We start from the raw sequence: 18,353 nt of genomic DNA on the forward strand, positions 1-18,353 counted from the left end.
CCCTTGGCGTGTGCCCTGTCGGGTGGGGGTCGGGTGCGCGCCCGCGCGGCGGAGCCGCATATCGAGCAGAGTCTCGCGCCCCTTGGCGTGTGCCCTGTCGGGTGGGGGTCGGGTGCGCGCCCGCGCGGCGGAGCCGCATATCGAGCAGAGTCTCGCGCCCCTTGGCGTGTGCCCTGCCGGGTGCGCCCGCATATCGAGCAGAGTCTCGCGCCCCTCGGCGTCCGCCCCGGCGGACACTTGCGCGCCCGCGCGGCGCGGTGCGGGATACTGGGGCGACCAGCAAAGCATGTGCAGGAAGGGCTCGAAGTGACTGAGATCGAGATCGGGCGAGGCAAGCGCGGCCGGCGGGCGTACTCCTTCGACGACATCGCCGTCGTCCCCAGCCGTCGTACGCGGGACCCGAAGGAGGTCTCGATCGCTTGGCAGATCGACGCCTACCGGTTCGAGCTGCCGTTCCTGGCGGCGCCGATGGACAGCGTGGTCTCGCCCGCGCAGGCGATCGCCATCGGTGAGCTGGGTGGTCTCGGGGTGCTGAACCTGGAGGGTCTGTGGACCCGGTACGAGGACCCGCAGCCGCTGCTGGACGAGATCGCGACGATCACCGACGAGGCCGCGGCGACCCGTCGGCTCCAGGAGGTCTACGCGGAGCCGATCAAGGCGGAGCTGATCAAGGAGCGGATCAAGCAGGTCCGTGACTCGGGCGTGGTGACCGCCGCGGCGCTGTCGCCGCAGCGGACCGCCGAGTTCTCCAAGGCCGTGGTGGACGCGGGCGTGGACGTGTTCGTGATCCGCGGGACGACCGTCTCGGCGGAGCACGTCTCGGGTGCGGCCGAGCCGCTGAACCTGAAGCAGTTCATCTACGAGCTGGACGTGCCGGTGATCGTCGGTGGCTGCGCCACCTACACCGCCGCGCTGCACCTGATGCGGACCGGCGCGGCCGGCGTGCTGGTGGGCTTCGGCGGCGGCGCCGCGCACACCACCCGGAACGTGCTGGGCATCCAGGTGCCGATGGCGACCGCGGTGGCGGACGTGGCGGCGGCCCGTCGGGACTACATGGACGAGTCGGGCGGCCGGTACGTGCACGTGATCGCCGACGGTGGCGTGGGCTACAGCGGCGACCTGGCGAAGGCGATCGCCTGCGGCGCCGACGCGGTGATGATCGGTGCGGCGCTGGCGCGGGCCACCGACGCCCCGGGCAAGGGCTTCCACTGGGGCATGGAGGCGGTGCACGAGGAGCTGCCGCGCGGCAAGCGCGTCGACCTGGGCACCGTGGGCACCACGGCGGAGATCCTCTCCGGCCCGTCGCACACCCCGGACGGCACCATGAACCTGTTCGGTGCGCTGCGCCGGGCGATGGCCACCACCGGGTACTCGGAGCTCAAGGAGTTCCAGCGCGTCGAGGTGACGGTCAACCCGGCCCAGCGCTGACGGTCCGTCAAGACGGAAGGCCCCCGCTCCCTTCGGAGCGGGGGCCTTCCGCTTGCCCGTGGCGTGCCGTCGGGTGGCGAGCCACCGGGTGGAGTCGGAGCCAGGAGGGGAGCACCGGCCGGGCCGGGGCGGTGATCAGGGTGTGCCTCTCCCGGGGTGGTGGTGTGAACGACCGCGGACGGCGGCAGTGCGTGGCCGGGGCGGAACGGCGGTTTCCGGCCACGGGTCGGGTACGAACGCGGTTGTGGCCGGGGGTGGCTGACAGGGAGTCGGGTGGACGCGAGATGATGGGGGCTTGGCTGCCGGACGCTGGGGGACATCGATGACCGAGACCGACGGACGTCTGCTGGGGCGGCGGTACCGGTTGACCGGTGTGCTCGGCCGCGGCGGCATGGGGACGGTCTGGCGGGCCGAGGACGAGATGCTCGGCCGGGTGGTCGCGGTCAAGGAACTGCGGATGCAGGAGGGCGTGGACGAGGCCGACCGCCACCGGCTGATCGCCCGTACGCTGCGGGAGGCCAAGGCCACCGCGCGGATCCGGCACGCGGCGGCGGTGACCGTCTTCGACGTGGTCGAGGAGGACGGCCGGCCGTGGATCGTGATGGAGCTGGTCGGCGGCCGTTCGCTGGCCGAGGTGATCAAGGAGGACGGGCCGCTGGCTCCGGCCCGGGCCGCCGAGATCGCCCTGGAGGTGCTCGGGGTCCTGTGCGAGGCGCACGAGTTGGGCATCCTGCACCGGGACGTGAAGCCCTCCAACGTGCTGGTCGACGACGACGGCCGGGTGGTGCTCACCGACTTCGGGATCGCCAGCGTCGAGGGTGACACCTCGATCACCTCGACCGGGATGCTGGTCGGGGCGCCCTCGTACATATCCCCGGAGCGGGCCAAGGGGCAGAAGCCCGGGCCGCCGGCCGACCTCTGGTCGCTGGGCGGCACGCTGTACGCGATGACCGAGGGCAAGCCCCCGTACGACCGGGGTTCGGCGCTGGCCACCCTGACGGCGGTGATGACCGAGGACCTGGAGCCTCCGGTGAACGCCGGGCCGCTGCTGCGGCCGGTGATCGAGGGGCTGCTGGACAAGGACCCGGCCACCCGGATGGACGCCGGCCGGGCCCGGGCCATGCTGCGCCGGGTGGCGGCCGAGGCCACCACCCGGGCCGAGGCCACCACGGTGGTGGCCGCGGCGGCCGTCCCGTCGGCGGCCCCGGGGGCCCCGGTGGCCCCGGCGGGAGGGGACGCGGCGCGCAGGCGGTGGCTGCTGGTCGCGGCGGCCGTCGCGCTGGTGGCGGCGCTGGTGGTCGGGGCGGTGCTCTGGCCGAAGGGGGACGGGGACGAGGGGGAGCCGACCGGAGCGGCGGCCCCGGTGGGCAGCGGGCAGGTGACGCCCTCGCCGACGCCGCCCGCCCAGGGGCAGGACCAGCAGCAGAGCCCGGCGCCGGCCTCGACCGTGACGGCCACGGCCACGGTGACGGCCACCGCGACGCAGACCCAGACGCAGACGCAGCCGGGCCAGACCCCGGCCGGGCAGACGCCGCCGGCGGCCCCGGCCGGGTACCAGAGCCAGCGGGGCACGCAGGGCTTCACGGTGTCGGTGCCGGACGCGCTCAAGCCGCAGCCGGCGAGCAAGACCCAGCAGGCGTACCGGGGCAACGGCGTCAGCCTGATCGTCGACTGGACGACCACGCCCGGGCCGAGCGCGCTGAAGGACTGGGAGGAGGCGGACGCCGCGGGCCCGGCGAACTTCCGCGGGTACCAGAGCCTCGGCACCCGTCCGGCGCCCTTCCGCGGCTGGACCAACTCGGCGGACTGGGAGTGGACGTACGACAAGGACGGCGTCCGCATGCACGCGCTCAACCGGGGCTTCGTGACCGGGAAGTACGGCTACGCGATCTACTGGATCGCCCCGGACGCGGTCTGGAACTCGCCGGAGCAGGTGCAGGCCCGTCAGGCCTCGTTCGACTCCTTCCAGCCCGCTCCCTGAGCGGGCGTCAGCGGGCGGGTGAGAGCCCGGGCGCGGTGCGGACGCCGAACTCGCGGCGCAGCGCCGAGCGGGCCGCCAGGTAGCCGGACATGCCGTGCACGCCGGGCCCCGGCGGGGTGGAGGCCGAGCAGAGGTAGACGCCCTTGAGCGGGGTGCGGTGCGGGTCCCAGGCGGGGACGGGCCGGAACAGGGCCTGACGGAGGGTCATGGCGCCCGCCGCGATGTCGCCGCCGACGTAGTTGGGGTTGTACGCCTCCAGGGCGGCGGCGCTGACCGAGCGGCGGTCCACCACCGTCTCCGCGAAGCCGGGGGCGTACTGCTCGATCCGGGCGGTGACCGCGTCGGCCGGGTCGGTGCGGTCGCCGTGCGGGACGTGGGCGTAGGCCCAGAGCGGGCGGTGGCCGTCGGCGGCGACCCGGGAGGGGTCGGCGGCCGACGGGTCCACCACGAGGACGAACGGGGCGTCACCGGGGAACCCCTTGGCGACCAGGCTCTCCTGCGCGAAGACCTGCTGCTGGGTGCCGCCCAGGTGGACGGTGCCGGCCCGGCCGACCAGCGGATCGGCCCACGGGACCGGGCCGTTGACGAGGAAGTCCACCTTGGCGGCGCCGGGGCCGTGGCGGAACCGGGTGAGGGCGCGGCGGTAGGCGGGTGGCATCAGCGGGCCGGCCACGCGGAGGAACTCCTTGGGGCCGAGGTCGAGCAGGACGGCGCGGGCGCCCCGGAGTTCGCGCAGGTCGTCCAGGCGGGCCCCGGTGGTGACGGTGCCGCCGTGCGCGGTGAGGTCGTCGGTCATCGCCCCGGCGATGCGGGCGCTGCCGCCGCGGGGCACCGGCCAGCCGCCCGCGGTGTGGGCGAGGTGGCCGAGCAGCAGGGCGACGGAGGCGGAGGACGGGGTGGGCATCGGACCGACCACGTGGGCGGCCACGCCGGAGAGCAGGGCGGCGGCCTCGGGGCGGCGGAACCGGTGGGCCGCGAGCGGGGTGCCGTGGGCGAGCAGGCCGCGGGCCAGGAGGAGCGGGGCGGCCAGGTCGGCGGGGAAGGTGCGCTGGCCGGACATCACGAAGTCGACCAGGCCCTGACTGTGCCTCAGCAGGGGCTCCATCAGGGCGCGCCAGCGGGGGCCGTCCTCGGGGCCGAGGTGCTCGCAGGTGGCGTCGAGGCGGCGGTGGGCCAGGGCGGCGCGGGTGGGGGTGACGGGGTGGGCGTAGCTGATCTCCGGGGTGAGGAGTTCGACGCCGCGGGCGGGGAGGTCGAAGGCGCGGAAGAAGGGGGAGGCGGTGGCCATCGGGTGGACGGCCGCACAGATGTCGTGGACGACGTCGGGGCGGAAGAGCGGTTCCGTGCGCAGGCCCCCGCCGGGGGTGTCGGCGGCTTCGCGGACCTCGACCCGGAGGCCGGCGCGGGCCAGGGTGAGGGCGGCGGCGAGGCCGTTCGGTCCGCTTCCCACGACGACGACTTCGGCTACCACTGGGTGACACCCCTTCCGGTACGGGACGAGCATAGGCGCGGGGCTCGGGGCCACGCCTTCGGGGGCGCGGGGGAACGGCAGCGCGTGCAACCGGCTCGCCTGCCCCGATCTCACGGTGGCCGCCTTCCGAACTCGCGCAGTTCCCCGCGCCCCTGGGGTGCTGCCCTGCCGGGCGGAGCCGCCTTCCGATTCGCGCCCCCGGAGGCGTAGCCACGTTCGACGTGCGGGCGCGTACGCTGGCGTTCGAGGGAGGACACATGCACGCCCCGGGGGATGTGGTCGGTGGGCGGTACCGGGTGACGGGCCGTCCGATGGGTGGTGCCCTGGCGGGGGTGCTGGGGGACGAGCCGGTCCGGTTGACGGGGATCGCGCTGCCGGAGGTGCTGGACCAGGAGGACTGGGACCGGCCGCAGCCCTGGGAGGGGTTGGCGGTGCGGGTGGCGGGGGAGCTGGCCGGGGCGCCGGCCGGGCCGCGGCTGCTGCGCGGGTTCGAGGCCTTCGTGGAGGGGCGCCGGCTCTGGGTGGCGGAGGAGGCTCCGCCGGGGAGCGTGCTCGCGGAGTTGACGGAGCGTCCGTGGTCGCCGTACCGGGTGGCGGAGCTGGCGGCGGACCTGGCCCGGGCGCTGGCGGAGCTGCACCGCGGCGGGGTGGTGCACGGGAACGTGGCGCCGGAGTCGGTGCTGGTCTGCGAGGACGGCGCGGCGATGCTCGGCGGGCTGCTGCTGGGGGCGGTGCAGGAGGCGTACTGCCGGGAGCTCGGCGGGGTGGTGGAGCGCCGGGTGTACGAGACCAGGGCGGTGCTGCTGGGGGTGCGGGCGGAGCGCTGGGCGCCGTACGGCGGGGCGGCCGGGGACGCCTGGGCGCTGGGGGTGCTGATGCACCGTCTGCTGACCGGGCGGGCGCCGTACCCGGAGCGGGACCTGGGCGAGCTGCTGGCGGCGGTGCGGGACGGGCGGCACGAGCCGCTGGACGGCTGCGGGCCGTTGGCCGGGGTGGTCGGCGGGCTGCTGGCCGGGCGGCTGACGGTGGGCCAGTTGCGGTCCTGGCTGGCCGCGTTCCTGGTCGGGGCGCCGGAGCCGTACGACCCGGGCCGGGTGGCGGAGGTGCTGCCGGTCGTGCGCCGGCCGGGGGCGGTGACGGCCCGTCGGCGGGGGCCGGTGGAGCGCAGGCGGGCGGGGGCGGTGGAGCGGCGGCCGTCGAGGGTGTCGCCCGCGGTGCTGGGGTCGCTGTTGGTGGGCGGGGTGCTGGTGCTGATGCTGGCGGCGGTGGCGGCGGTGGCCGCGTTCGCGGGCTGATCTAACCTGTGCAGGTACGGAATTCGAACACCTGGGTACGGGGGGAGCAGTCGCTGTGGACGGGCAGGACGGCCAGCGGCTGCTGGCGGGGAGATACCGGCTCGGTGAGCGGCTCGGCCGGGGCGGCATGGGGACCGTCTGGCGGGCCAGTGACGAGATGCTGGACCGCGAGGTGGCGGTCAAGGAGCTGACGGTCAGCCACCTTCCGGAGGAGGACCTGGAGATCCTCCAGTCCCGGATGAAGCGGGAGGCCCGCGCGGCCGCCCGGATCAAGCACCCGGGCGTGATCACCATCCACGACGTGCTGGAGCAGGACGGCCGGCCGTGGATCGTGATGGAGCTGGTGGACGGCCGTTCGCTGGCCGACGTGATCAGCCAGGACGGGACGCTGTCGCCGCGGGAGGCGGCCGAGGTCGGCTGCCAGGTGCTGGCCGCGCTGCACCGGGGGCACCAACTCGGGGTGCTGCACCGGGACGTGAAGCCGGCGAACGTGCTGCTGGAGCACGGCACCGGCCGGGTGGTGCTGCTGGACTTCGGCATCGCCACCTTCGAGGGCTCCACCGAACTGACCCGCCCCGGAGACCTGGTGGGCTCGCCGGACTACCTGGCCCCGGAGCGGGCCCAGGGCGAGCGGCCGGGCCCGGCCTCCGACCTGTGGGGGCTGGGCGCGACGCTGTACGCGGCGGTGGAGGGCGACTCGCCGTTCCGCCGGACCTCGCCGATCACCACGCTGGCCGCCGTGGTCGGCGACCCGCTGCCGGAGCCCCGCCGGGCCGGGGCGCTGGGGCCGGTGCTGGCCGCGCTGATGACCAAGGACCCGGCGGAGCGCCCGAACGCGGACCAGGCGATGCGGATGCTGGCCGAGGTGCGGTCCGGGCACACCCTGGCGATCAAGCCGCAGGGGCAGGAGCGGCCGCAGGCCCAGCCCACCCAGAACGTGCCGGTGGTGGACCGGGCCGAGACGGTGGAGCCGGAGACGGCCCCCGTCGAGCCGGTCACCGTCCCGGTGGCGCCGCAGCCGACGGTGGCGGCGGCTCCCGAGCCGAGGCGGCGCTGGCCCCGGCTGCTGCTGGCCGGGGTGCTGGTGGCGGTGCTGGCCGGGGCCGGCACGTACGCGATGACCACGGACCGGGGCGGCGGCGAGTCCGGAACGGCCGCGCCGACCGCCCCGGTCACCCCGGGTGCGCCGGCGCCCAAGGGCTTCCGCTGGACCGACGACCCGGTCGGCTTCCGCTTCCTGCTGCCCACCACGGGCACCTGGGAGCGGACGGTGGAGAACAACCAGATCTACTACTCGCCGGACAAGCGCAACCGCTACCTCCAGTTCGCCGTGACGGTCGGTCAGCCGCTGACGCCGATGGCGCACTTCAAGGAGATGGAGGCCACGGTCTCCAAGAGCCTCAAGGAGTACAAGCGGGTCGCCTTCGACGAGGTGGACGTGCACGGGCAGGAGGGCGCGGTCTGGGAGTTCAGCTACCTGGGCAAGGACGGCCGCCGGCACGCCCGCGAGGTGGAGTTCCGGGACGACAAGGGCACCTCGTACGCGATCTACGTCTCGTACCCCGACGCCGAGTGGACCGACGGGCAGCGCCTCTACACGACGGTGCTCAACGGTTTCGGTACGCCCTGACACGCCGACCCCCTCCGGGTGTTTTCTGTTACCGGCGGGTACACAAGCGGGGGCGCAGGCCCTAGGCTGCGCCCATGACGGACACCACGGCAGCCCGACAGACCACCGGACGCAACCCCGCGGCCCCCGGCTCGGCCCGCACCGTCGCCTCGGCGGTGCCGGCCGCGCTGGTCGCCCGGCTGGCCAAGGGCGTCACCGCCACCGGCGAGCCCGACCTGGTGCACACCACCGCCCCGCTCACCGGTGAGCGCCTCGCCACCCTGCCGCGCTCCACCCCGGCCGACGTCGAGGTGGCCTACCAGCTGGCCCGGCGGGCCCAGAAGACCTGGGCCGCGCTGCCGGTGCGGCACCGGCAGGGCGTGCTGCTGCGCTTCCACGACCTGCTGCTGAAGCGCCAGGACGAGGTGCTCGACCTCATCCAGGCGGAGACCGGCAAGGCCAGGCTGCACGCCTTCGAGGAGGTGCTGGCCGCCGCGCTGGCCGCCCGTCACTACGGCCGCAAGACCGCCTCGTACCTGCGCGACCGCCGTCGCGGCGGGGCCGTGCCGGTGCTCACCCACACCGTGGAGGCCCGCCGCCCCAAGGGCGTGGTCGGCCAGATCTCGCCGTGGAACTACCCGCTGGAGCTCTCCGTCGGCGACGCGCTGCCCGCCTTCGCGGCCGGCAACGCGGTGGTCAACAAGCCGGACACCCAGACCGCGCTGACCGCCCTGTGGGCCCGTGAGCTGCTGATCGAGGCCGGGCTGCCCGCCGACCTCTGGCAGATCGTCATCGGCGACGGCCCGGTGGTCGGCCCCGAGGTGGTCGCGCACGCCGACTACGTCTCCTTCACCGGCTCCACCCGCACCGGCCGCGACGTGGCCCAGCGGGCCGCCGCCCGGCTGATCGGCGCCTCGCTCGAACTCGGCGGCAAGAACGCCCTGCTGGTGCTGGAGGACGCCGACCTGGACAAGGCGGCCGAGGGCGCCGTACGGGCCTGCTTCTCCTCCGCCGGGCAGCTCTGCATCTCCATCGAGCGGCTCTACGTGCACCGCGCGGTGGCCGAGGAGTTCCTCGCCCGCTTCACCGCCCGGACGGCCGCGCTGCGCCTCGGCGGTGGCCTGGCCTACGGCGCCGACATGGGCTCGCTGGTCTCCGAGCGCCAGCTGGAGGTCGTCACCCGGCACGTGGAGGAGGCCGTCAAGGCCGGCGCCACGGTGCTGACCGGCGGTCAGGCCCGCCCCGACCTCGGCCCGCTGTTCTACGAGCCGACCGTGCTGGACGGGGTCACCCGGGAGATGGCGGTCTGCGCGGAGGAGACCTTCGGCCCGGTGGTCTCGGTCTACCGCTTCGACACCGAGGACGAGGCGGTCGAGGCCGCCAACTCCACGCCGTACGGCCTGAACTCCAGCGTCTGGACCAGGGACGCCCGGCGCGGCCGGGCGGTCGCGGCCCGGCTGCACACCGGCACCGTCAACGTGAACGAGGCGTACGCCGCCGCCTACGGCTCGGTCTCCGCGCCGATGGGCGGCATGGGCGACTCCGGCCTGGGCCGCCGGCACGGCTCGGACGGCATCCTGCGCTACACCGAGGCGCAGACCATCTCCACCCAGCGGGTGATGCCGCTCGGCCCGTCCTTCGGGCTCAGCGACGAGAAGTTCGCCGCGCTGTTCACCTCCAGCCTGAAGGCGCTGAAGGCGCTCCGCTTCAAGTAAGCAACTGGTGCTCGCTTCCCGGGAGTTGTGGGTCTCATGACGGATGGTGGTTTCGACTACGACGTGGTCGTGGTCGGGTCGGGCTTCGGCGGGTCGGTCTCGGCGCTGCGGCTGACCGAGAAGGGCTACAAGGTCGCGGTGCTGGAGGCCGGCCGGCGGTTCGGCCGGGACGAGCTGCCGAAGACCTCCTGGGACACCAGGAACTACCTCTGGGCCCCCGCGCTCGGGCTCTACGGCATCCAGCGGATCCACCTGCTGGCCAACGTGCTGATCCTGGCCGGCGCCGGGGTCGGCGGCGGCTCGCTGAACTACGCCAACACCCTGTACGTGCCGCCGGAGCCGTTCTTCCGGGACCGTCAGTGGGCCCACATCACCGACTGGCAGGAGGAGTTGGCGCCCTTCTACGACCAGGCCAAGCGGATGCTCGGGGTCCGCGAGAACCCCACCATGACCCCCTCCGACGTCCACCTCAAGGACGCCGCCGAGCGGATGGGCGTCGCGGACACCTTCCACATGGCCCCGGTCGGCGTCTTCTTCGGCGACGGCAAGGACGGCGAGGGGGAGGCGAAGGCCGCCCCCGGGGCCGAGGTCGAGGACCCGTACTTCGGCGGGGCAGGGCCCCGGCGGCGGGCCTGCACCGAGTGCGGGGAGTGCATGACCGGCTGCCGGCACGGCGCCAAGAACATGCTCACCGAGAACTACCTCTACCTGGCCGAGCGCAACGGCGCCGAGATCCACCCGCTCACCACCGTGGAGCGGCTGCGGCCGCACGGCGAGGGCTTCGCGGTGGACGTCCGGCGCACCAACTCCCGGTCCAAGGACCGGGTGGCGGCCGGGGCCCGGACCATCACCGCCGCCCGGGTGGTGGTGGCGGCCGGGACGTACGGCACCCAGAACCTGCTGCACCGGATGCGCGACCGGGGCTTCCTGCCCGGCCTCTCGGCCAAGCTGGGCGAGCTGACCCGGACCAACTCCGAGGCGCTGGTGGGGGCTTCGACCACCGACCGGCGCTACGGCGAGCGCGTGGACTTCACCAAGGGGGTGGCGATCACCTCCTCCATCCACCCGGACGCCAACACCCACATCGAGCCGGTCCGCTACGGCAAGGGCTCCAACGCGATGGGCGCCCTCTCGGTGCAGCAGGTCAGCGGCGCCGGGCGCGGCCCGCGCTGGCTGCGCTACGCGGTCACCGCCGCCCGGCACCCGTGGATCTTCGCGCTCTCGATGAACCAGCACCGCTGGTCGGAGAAGACCATCATCGGCCTGGTGATGCAGTCGCTGGACAACTCGATCACCGTCTCGCTGAAGAAGGACGGCCTCGGCAAGGGCAAGCTGACCTCCCGTCAGGGCCACGGCGCGCCCAACCCCACCTGGATCCCGGCCGCCGAGCAGGGCGCCAACGCGCTGGCCGCCTCGATCAACGGCTTCGCCGGGAGCTCGGTCGGCGAGATCTTCGACATCCCGATGACGGCGCACTTCCTCGGCGGCTGCCCGATCTCTGACCGGCCCGAGGACGGCGTGGTGGACCCGTACCACCGGCTCTTCGGCCACCCCGGGATCAGCGTGGTCGACGGCTCGGCGGTCTCCGCCAACCTCGGGGTCAACCCCTCGCTCACCATCACCGCGCAGGCCGAGCGGGCCATGTCGATGTGGCCGAACAAGGGCGAGGCCGACCCCCGCCCGGAGCAGGGCGAGGCGTACCGCCGGGTGGCCGCAGTGGCCCCCGCCGCGCCCGCGGTGCCCAAGGGCGCCTTCGGCGAGCTGCTGCTGCCGGTGCCGGAGGTGCCGAAGAAGCGCTCGTGAGCGAACCGGGTGTGCGGAGCCCGGTTGACACCCCGTCAGCGCCGGTGGGATAAACGCCCCTCGAAGAGGGGGGACGAGATGGCGATCTGCACGACCTGCGGGGCGGCCTCGGCGGTGGGGGCGGCGCACTGCGCCGCCTGCGGGGCCGCCTTCACGGCGGTCCGACCGGGCCCGGAGCCGGCGGCCGGACCGGCGATCGGCGAGGTGGAGTTCGAGGGCGGCCACGCCGGCGGCCCCGAGGACGGGCCGCGGCCCTGGGGCGGCGGCCGGGTGGTGGCGCCCCGGCGGTGGAGCCGGGTGCTCGACCTGGTGGCCGACCCGGACTGGCTGCCCGCGCTGAAGGTGGTGGCCGCGCCGACCGCCCTGCTGCTGCTCGCCGGGCTGCTGCTCGCCTTCGGCCTGGACGACCTGGGCTGGGTGGGGCCGGGCGGAGCGGACTTCGCGTCCCGGTACGGCGTCGGCCTGGCCGCCGCCCTGACCGCCTTCGGCGGGCCGCTGAGCTCGGCCAGCAGCAACCGGACGGAGCTCTACGGCACCGAGACCGCGCTGACGCTCCAGGTGCTGCCGATGACCGTCACGCTGCTCTGGGCGCTGCTGTTCGGCTTCGGCCTGCGCCGGTGGGCCGGGCCGGCGGTCCGGCACGCGGTCCGTGCGGTGCTGCTCGCGGTGCTGACCGGCGGGCTGCTCGCACTGCTCTCCGGGGTCGACCAGATCCGGACCACGAGCGAGGGCACCCGCGACTACACCGAGCACGTCGTGCTGACGGCCGGTCAGGCCGGGCCGCTGCTCGGCACCGCCGTGCTGGCCGCACTGGTGGCGGCCTGGACCGTCCGGGGCGCCCCGGCGCTGCGCGAGCGGGCCCCGCTCTGGTGGGCCTCCGTGGTGGCGGCCGCCCGGGGCGCGGGCCTGACGGTGGGTCTGTCGGCGCTGGCGGCCCTGGTGGTGCTCGCGGTGGTCGCGCCCTGGAAGGCGACCCTGGCCGGGCTGCTGGCGCTGCCCAACCTCGGCCTCACCCTGCTCGGCTTCGGTGCCGGGGCAGGGCTCCACCTGGAGTCCTCCGGCCGGGACGAGGGCGGGGCGGCACAGAACTGGACCGACCGGACCGTCTCGCTCGTCGACCTGGAGGGCTGGCCGGAGTCCTGGCGGCTGGCCGTCCTGCTGGTGCCGGCCGTCCTGGCGCTGCTCACCTGGTCGGTGCGCCGGCTGGAGCGGCCCGTCCGGCTGCGGGCGGCCGCCCTGCTCTGGCCGCTCTTCACCGCGCTGACCGCAGTGGCCGGGGCCGGCTACGCGATGGACGTCCGGATGCCCTCCTACGGCCAGGGCGCCGAGGTGCACACGCTCGCCAACGAGTCCGCGGCCGGGATGGGGCTGCTCCCGCTGCTGACGGTCCATCTGCTGCTGGTGGCGCTCGGCGTGCTGGCCGTACCCGAGCTGCTCGACCGCCTCGGCGGGCGCGACCGTCCGGCCCGGGTGGAGGGGCCGGACCCGGAGGCGTACGACCCGGCCGGTCTGGAGCTGACCGCCTCCTCCGGGTACCTGCCGCCGCAGGGCGGCGAGGTGCTGGACTTCGGGAAGCGCTGAGCGGGCGGGCGTGCGGCCCGGCCGCCCGGCCCGGAACGGGCAAAGGGCCCCGCGGGGGAACGGGGCCCTTTGTCGTTCAGCACACGGCGTCAGGGCGGCGCCGGTGCTGGGTGACGGCGCCGGGGGATGAGCGCCGTCTCGGAGAGATGGTCATGGGTGCGGAGCGGTCGGCCATGACGGAGCGTGATCATCCGGCTGGTGTCAGGGCGACCTCCACATCCAGCATCGTGCTGGACGGAGCCCCGGCTCTGCAACCGGTTCGACGCAGTTCGGTACAGTCCGGCGCGTACTTCCGGGGGCGGGCGTACCCTGTCCGACCGTTCGGAGACGGTCGAACGCCGCTGAATACCGACCCGTTGGTCGACTACTGTCCGTAGTACTGGCACGCCGGGACGGGCGTGCGGAGGTACGGCGGCCGTCCCCGGCGTCCCGGGAGTCGCCCGCCGCACCTCCTTCACCGTTTTCAGTCGTGCCCGACCCGGCTGTCCCCTGCCGGCCCGGCCACTCCCACCCGCGCACGGTCCCACGGCGGGCCGCTCCGTTCGGGAGCGGCGGCGCCACGTGCGCCGGTGGACTGAAGAGAGATCCACGCGCATGGTTCGGTGTCCGCGCCGTCCGGCCCGCCCCTGGCCGGGGCGGCCCGCGCGGTGCGGTCGATGGGTGCAACGATCCTGCCGTGACGCCGGTCACGGCCCGCCGCCCCGGCAAGCGGGTGAAACGGCGCGCGGTGGGTGCCCGGTAGAATCGGCGGCGACACCCCCACATCGCTGCCGGAAGGCCGTCTGTGTCCTCTGCTACTCCCGACCTGTCCGCCGCCGAGCTCGACACCGTGCTGGTCGTCGACTTCGGCGCCCAGTACGCCCAGCTCATCGCCCGTCGGGTGCGTGAGGCCCGGGTCTACAGCGAGATCGTGCCGTCCACCATGCCGGTGGCCGAGATGCTCGCCAAGAACCCGAAGGCGATCATCCTCTCCGGCGGCCCGTCCTCGGTCTACGAGGAGGGTGCGCCCCGCCTGGACCGCGCGATCTTCGAGGCCGGCGTCCCGGTCTTCGGCATGTGCTACGGCTTCCAGCTGATGGCCATCACCCTCGGCGGCACCGTGGACAACTCCGGTGCCCGCGAGTACGGCCGCACCCCGCTGCACGTCTCCAAGTCCGGCTCCACCCTGTTCGAGGGCACCCCGGCCGAGCAGTCGGTGTGGATGTCGCACGGCGACGCCTGCTCCGCCGCCCCCGAGGGCTTCTCCGTCACCGCCTCCACCGACGTGGTGCCGGTCGCGGCCTTCGAGGACGACGAGCGCAAGCTCTACGGCGTCCAGTACCACCCCGAGGTGCTGCACTCGACCCACGGTCAGCAGATCCTGGAGCACTTCCTCTACCGCGGTGCGGGCATCGCCCCGACCTGGACCACCACCAACGTGGTGGAGGAGCAGGTCAACGCGATCCGCGAGCAGGTCGGCACCAAGCGCGCCATCTGCGGCCTCTCCGGCGGCGTGGACTCGGCCGTCGCGGCCGCGCTGGTGCAGCGGGCCATCGGCTCCCAGCTCACCTGCGTGTACGTGGACCACGGTCTGATGCGCAAGGGCGAGACCGAGCAGGTCGAGAAGGACTTCGTCGCCGCCACCGGCATCCAGCTCAAGGTGGTCGACGCCCAGGAGCGCTTCCTGACCGCGCTGGCCGGGGTCACCGACCCCGAGGAGAAGCGCAAGATCATCGGCCGGGAGTTCATCCGGGTCTTCGAGCAGGCCCAGGCCGAGATCATCGCCGAGGCGGGTGAGCACGGCGAGGAGGTCGAGTTCCTCGTCCAGGGCACCCTCTACCCGGACGTGGTCGAGTCCGGCGGCGGCACCGGCACCGCGAACATCAAGTCGCACCACAACGTCGGCGGCCTCCCCGAGGACCTGCAGTTCAAGCTCATCGAGCCGCTGCGCCAGCTGTTCAAGGACGAGGTCCGGATGGTCGGCCAGGAGCTCGGCCTGCCGGAGGAGATCGTCCAGCGGCAGCCGTTCCCGGGCCCGGGCCTGGGCATCCGGATCGTCGGCGAGGTCACCAAGGAGCGCCTGGACCTGCTCCGCGACGCGGACGCCATCGCCCGCGAGGAGCTCACCAAGGCCGGCCTGGACCGCGAGATCTGGCAGTGCCCCGTGGTGCTGCTGGCCGACGTCCGCTCGGTCGGCGTGCAGGGCGACGGCCGCACCTACGGCCACCCGATCGTGCTCCGTCCGGTCTCCTCCGAGGACGCCATGACGGCCGACTGGTCGCGCCTGCCGTACGAGACCCTGGCCCGGATCTCCACCCGGATCACCAACGAGGTCAAGGACGTCAACCGCGTGGTCCTGGACTGCACCAGCAAGCCGCCGGGCACCATCGAGTGGGAGTGACCGCTCCCCGCAGCTGAACGGCCGCGCCGCCGTCCCCGACCGCATCGGGGGCGGCGGCGCGGTCGTTTCCACCGGGGGCCGTGCCCCCGAATCGGCTCGGTAGCGGGCAGAATCGGACCGGACCCGTCAGGAGTTGACGGGCCGTGAGCGAAGGGTGTCGGCGATGGCGGTGGGGCTGAGCGGGCCGGAACGTCCTGGCAGAGCCGAACGGGCAGCCCAGCGGCGCGAGTTGGCCACCCGGTACGCACTGCTGCCGCTCCGGCTGTTCCTCGGGGTGACCTTCGTCTACGCCGCCCTGGACAAGCTGGCCGACCCGCACTACCTGGCCGGGGCGGCGGACGCCGCCTCCTTCGTCGCGCAGACCACCGCCGCCAAGGCGAACAGCCCGATCGGCTGGGCGCTCGGCCCGGCCCTCGACGCGCCCACCTTCTCCGCGCTGGCCATCGCCTTCGGCGAGCTGGCGGTCGGCCTCGGCACCCTCTTCGGCCTCTGGGGGCGGCTGGCCGCGGCCGGTGGCGCGGCGCTCAGCCTCAGCCTCTGGCTCACCGTCAGCTGGAACACCTCCCCGTACTACTACGGCAACGACCTGGCCTACCTGATGGCCTGGACCCCGCTGCTGCTGGCCGGCACCCCCCACCTCTCGGTGGACGGCTACCTGGCCGCCCGCGCGGGGCGGGACCGGCGCCGGGGCCTGACGGAGGACCAGGTCGGCCGCCGGGCGCTGGTGGACGGCGGGATCGCGGCGGTCGCGCTCGGCGGGGCCGGGCTGCTGGCCGGCTCGCTGACCGCCACCTTCGGACGGGACGAGCTGCCCGCGAACGCGGCGGGCCCGTCGCCTGTGCCCACCGGTTCGGGCAGCCCGAGCGCGGGCGCGGGCGCGAGTGCCGGCAGCGCCGTCTCGGTGCCCGCCGCCTCGGTGCCGGTCGGCGGCTCGGCGAAGGTCAAGGACCCGGCCACCGGGGACGCGCTCTACGTGGTGCAGCCCAAGGCCGGCCAGTACTGCGCCTTCTCCTCGATCTGCACCCACTCCGGCTGCGCGGTGGACGCCCCGAAGGACAACCAGATGTACTGCCCGTGCCACGGCTCCCGCTTCGACGCCACCACCGGCGCGGTGCTCAACGGGCCGGCCAGCAAGCCGCTGGCGAAGTTCGCGGTCACCAGGAAGGGCGACCAGCTGGAGCTCGGCGCGCAGCAGAAGGCCTGACGCTCAGTCGGAGGAGGAGCGCACCTCCCGGGCCTCCCGGATCCGGCGCAGCTCCCGGGAGCGGCGGGTCATCGCGGTGACCGCGCCGATCACCGCGGCGCCGCCCAGCACCAGGAAGGTGACCGGCAGCACCACCCGGCCGCTCACCTCCTTGCCGTTCAGCGAGGCGAGCAGGCAGAGCACCGCCAGGGTGCCGAAGAGCAGACCCGCGATCAGCGAGAACGGGTCGAGCGGGTGCTTCCTCACGACTGCACCACCTGGAGGTCGCCGAGGCCCACGGTCAGGGTGAGGTCGAGCGTCCCCCGGGACGGCCGGCCGTTGGTCGGGTGCAACTGGTACTCCACGTCGTTGCCCGCCCCGGAGGACAGGTGGCGGTCGGCGACCTGGATCTCGCCCAGGCCGTTCTTCAGGGTCAACCGGACCTCCACGTCGCCCGGCACGGTCACCTGCATGTCGCCGGCGCCGAGCTTCGCCGTGGTGGCCACGGTGGCGCCGGCCGGGTCGAAGTCGGTCAGGTCGAGCTTCATGTCACCCACGCCCAGGGTGTACTCGGGCTTCACCTCGGAGACCGAGGTGGGGGCCCAGTAGCGGTCCCCGGCGCTGCTCGCCAGGGTGAAGTCCGAGCCGGTGGTGGCGGTCAGCAGGATCACCAGCAGCGCCGCCGGGAGGGCCAGGCCGCGGGCCCGGCCGAACTTGGCGCCGATCAGCAGCGCCAGCCCGAGCCCGGCGAGCGCGGCGGCCAGCACGGTGGAGAGCAGCACCGAGCCGCCCTGACGCTCCGTCACCCACCAGGCGAGCGCACCGCCGCCGGCGGCCAGCAGCAGGCCCAGCAGCGGAAGCACGTTCGGGCCCCGGTGGACCGGGTGGACCGGGGGGAGGGGCGGCAGCGGCGGGTCCGCGGGGGAGGGCGGGGCCCCGGCCTTGCGCAGCGGGTCGCCCTCCGGCAGGTCGGTCCGCTGCCACCAGGGCCGCGCGGGCGCGCCGGGCGGGGGCGTGGAGCCGTACGGGTTGCGCTCCGGGTGGCGCGGGTCCCAGAGGTAGCCGCTCGGGCCGGCCGGCGGGGTGTCGGGGTGGGCCTTGTCCCGGGTCTGTCCGAAGGCGGAGCGCATCGCCTCCTCGTGGGTCCGCCAGGCCTCCTTCATGTGCTGCTCGGCCTGGTCCCACCAGTGCGGGGAACCGGCCCCGGCCCCGTCGCCGGCCCGGTCGTTGACGGTGCGCCAGCCCGGTGCGGCGCCGGTGGCGTCGTACGGGTGCCCGGTCTCGTCGGTGAGCCGGTCGTACGGGCCGTCGTGGCCCCGGCGGCGGCCGCGCCGGCGCGGGTGGCGGCGGCGCTCCGGGTCGTAGCGGACCGCCAGCAGCACCAGGCCGCCGAGCAGCAGGATCGGGAAGAGCTGGCCGCCGTCGCCCATCGAGGAGAAGAAGACGCCGGTGCCGATCACGGTGAGCAGCACCGCGCCGATCGACTGGCCGTCCACCCGGCCGGTCAGCACGCGCTGCAGCTCGGTCCGGCCGGCCGTCCCGTCCTCCGGCTCGCGCGGCACGATCAGCCAGGCCAGGCCGTAGAGGAAGAGGCCGAGACCGCCGGAGAGGCAGAGCACCGCGGTGACGACCCGGAAGACCACCGGGTCGATGTCCAGGTGGCGGCCCAGGCCCCCGCACACGCCGGCCACCACCCGGTGCCTCTCGCTCCGGCTGAGCGGCGGGCGGGGCGGCTGCTCCGGCCCGGTGGGGGCGTCGGGCCCCGGCGCGGTGGTCTGCTCGTCGGTCATGCCCCTTATCCTGCTGCCCGCGCGGCCGTGGCCCAACCGGCGCGGGCCCGGTGCGGACCCTGATCTGTCCCTGAGACGGGTTCGGGGTGGCACCCTGATGCGCGCGGGGGCGCGCAC

12 protein-coding genes and 1 pseudogene are annotated in these 18,353 nt (G+C 74.6%); 10 read left to right on the plus strand and 3 right to left on the minus strand.

The window, feature by feature from the left end:
• Nucleotides 1–306: 306 nt before the first annotated feature.
• On the plus strand, nt 307–1,428 hold the full coding sequence (locus tag ACWCYY_RS21800) for a GuaB3 family IMP dehydrogenase-related protein (RefSeq protein ID WP_345286154.1): 1,122 nt from the start codon (nt 307–309) through the stop codon (nt 1,426–1,428).
• 322 nt (nt 1,429–1,750) lie between these two features.
• Complete coding sequence (locus ACWCYY_RS21805) at nt 1,751–3,409, plus strand: serine/threonine-protein kinase (RefSeq protein ID WP_449796966.1); 1,659 nt, start codon at nt 1,751–1,753, stop codon at nt 3,407–3,409.
• A gap of 7 nt (nt 3,410–3,416) precedes the next feature.
• On the opposite strand, the gene ACWCYY_RS21810 is transcribed toward ACWCYY_RS21805, so the two are convergent.
• Nucleotides 3,417–4,859, minus strand: coding sequence for a phytoene desaturase family protein (locus ACWCYY_RS21810; RefSeq protein WP_449796967.1), 1,443 nt, complete (start codon nt 4,857–4,859; stop codon nt 3,417–3,419).
• 278 nt (nt 4,860–5,137) lie between these two features.
• Here ACWCYY_RS21810 and ACWCYY_RS21815 point away from each other — a divergent pair, with 278 nt between their 5' ends.
• From ACWCYY_RS21815 to ACWCYY_RS21850, 8 genes and pseudogenes are all read left to right on the plus strand, one after another.
• Nucleotides 5,138–6,175 carry a protein kinase domain-containing protein gene (locus ACWCYY_RS21815; RefSeq protein ID WP_449796968.1) on the plus strand — a complete coding sequence of 346 codons (1,038 nt, stop codon included), beginning with the start codon at nt 5,138–5,140 and terminating at the stop codon, nt 6,173–6,175.
• A gap of 55 nt (nt 6,176–6,230) precedes the next feature.
• Entirely contained in the window at nt 6,231–7,805 is a 1,575-nt protein-coding gene (locus ACWCYY_RS21820; RefSeq protein WP_345286145.1) for a serine/threonine-protein kinase, read from the plus strand.
• A gap of 74 nt (nt 7,806–7,879) precedes the next feature.
• Nucleotides 7,880–9,499: a succinic semialdehyde dehydrogenase gene (locus tag ACWCYY_RS21825; RefSeq protein ID WP_345286143.1), complete on the plus strand. Its 1,620-nt coding sequence runs from the start codon at nt 7,880–7,882 to the stop codon at nt 9,497–9,499.
• Between the two features lie 36 nt (nt 9,500–9,535).
• On the plus strand, nt 9,536–11,302 hold the full coding sequence (locus ACWCYY_RS21830) for a GMC family oxidoreductase (protein ID WP_345286141.1): 1,767 nt from the start codon (nt 9,536–9,538) through the stop codon (nt 11,300–11,302).
• 78 nt (nt 11,303–11,380) lie between these two features.
• Nucleotides 11,381–12,883 (plus strand): hypothetical protein, encoded by a 1,503-nt coding sequence (locus tag ACWCYY_RS21835; RefSeq protein ID WP_449796969.1) that lies wholly within the window; start codon nt 11,381–11,383, stop codon nt 12,881–12,883.
• A 784-nt stretch (nt 12,884–13,667) separates the two neighbouring features.
• Nucleotides 13,668–15,263 (plus strand): glutamine-hydrolyzing GMP synthase, encoded by a 1,596-nt coding sequence (gene guaA / locus ACWCYY_RS21840; RefSeq protein ID WP_345286137.1) that lies wholly within the window; start codon nt 13,668–13,670, stop codon nt 15,261–15,263.
• 163 nt (nt 15,264–15,426) lie between these two features.
• Nucleotides 15,427–15,954, plus strand: a pseudogene (locus ACWCYY_RS21845) (DoxX family membrane protein); the annotation flags it as partial.
• 225 nt (nt 15,955–16,179) lie between these two features.
• Nucleotides 16,180–16,467: a Rieske (2Fe-2S) protein gene (locus ACWCYY_RS21850; protein ID WP_449797037.1), complete on the plus strand. Its 288-nt coding sequence runs from the start codon at nt 16,180–16,182 to the stop codon at nt 16,465–16,467.
• A 3-nt stretch (nt 16,468–16,470) separates the two neighbouring features.
• Here the strand turns inward: ACWCYY_RS21850 and ACWCYY_RS21855 are convergent, their stop codons facing one another.
• Together ACWCYY_RS21855 and ACWCYY_RS21860 are read right to left on the minus strand one after the other, a co-directional pair.
• Nucleotides 16,471–16,713, minus strand: coding sequence for a hypothetical protein (locus ACWCYY_RS21855; RefSeq protein ID WP_345286135.1), 243 nt, complete (start codon nt 16,711–16,713; stop codon nt 16,471–16,473).
• Nucleotides 16,710–18,236, minus strand: a complete 1,527-nt coding sequence (locus tag ACWCYY_RS21860; RefSeq protein WP_345286133.1) for a PspC domain-containing protein — start codon at nt 18,234–18,236, stop codon at nt 16,710–16,712. The genes ACWCYY_RS21855 and ACWCYY_RS21860 overlap by 4 nt, the downstream gene beginning before the upstream one ends.
• Between the last annotated feature and the right edge of the window lie 117 nt (nt 18,237–18,353).

The sequence above is a fragment of the Kitasatospora sp. NPDC001664 genome (assembly GCF_053596675.1).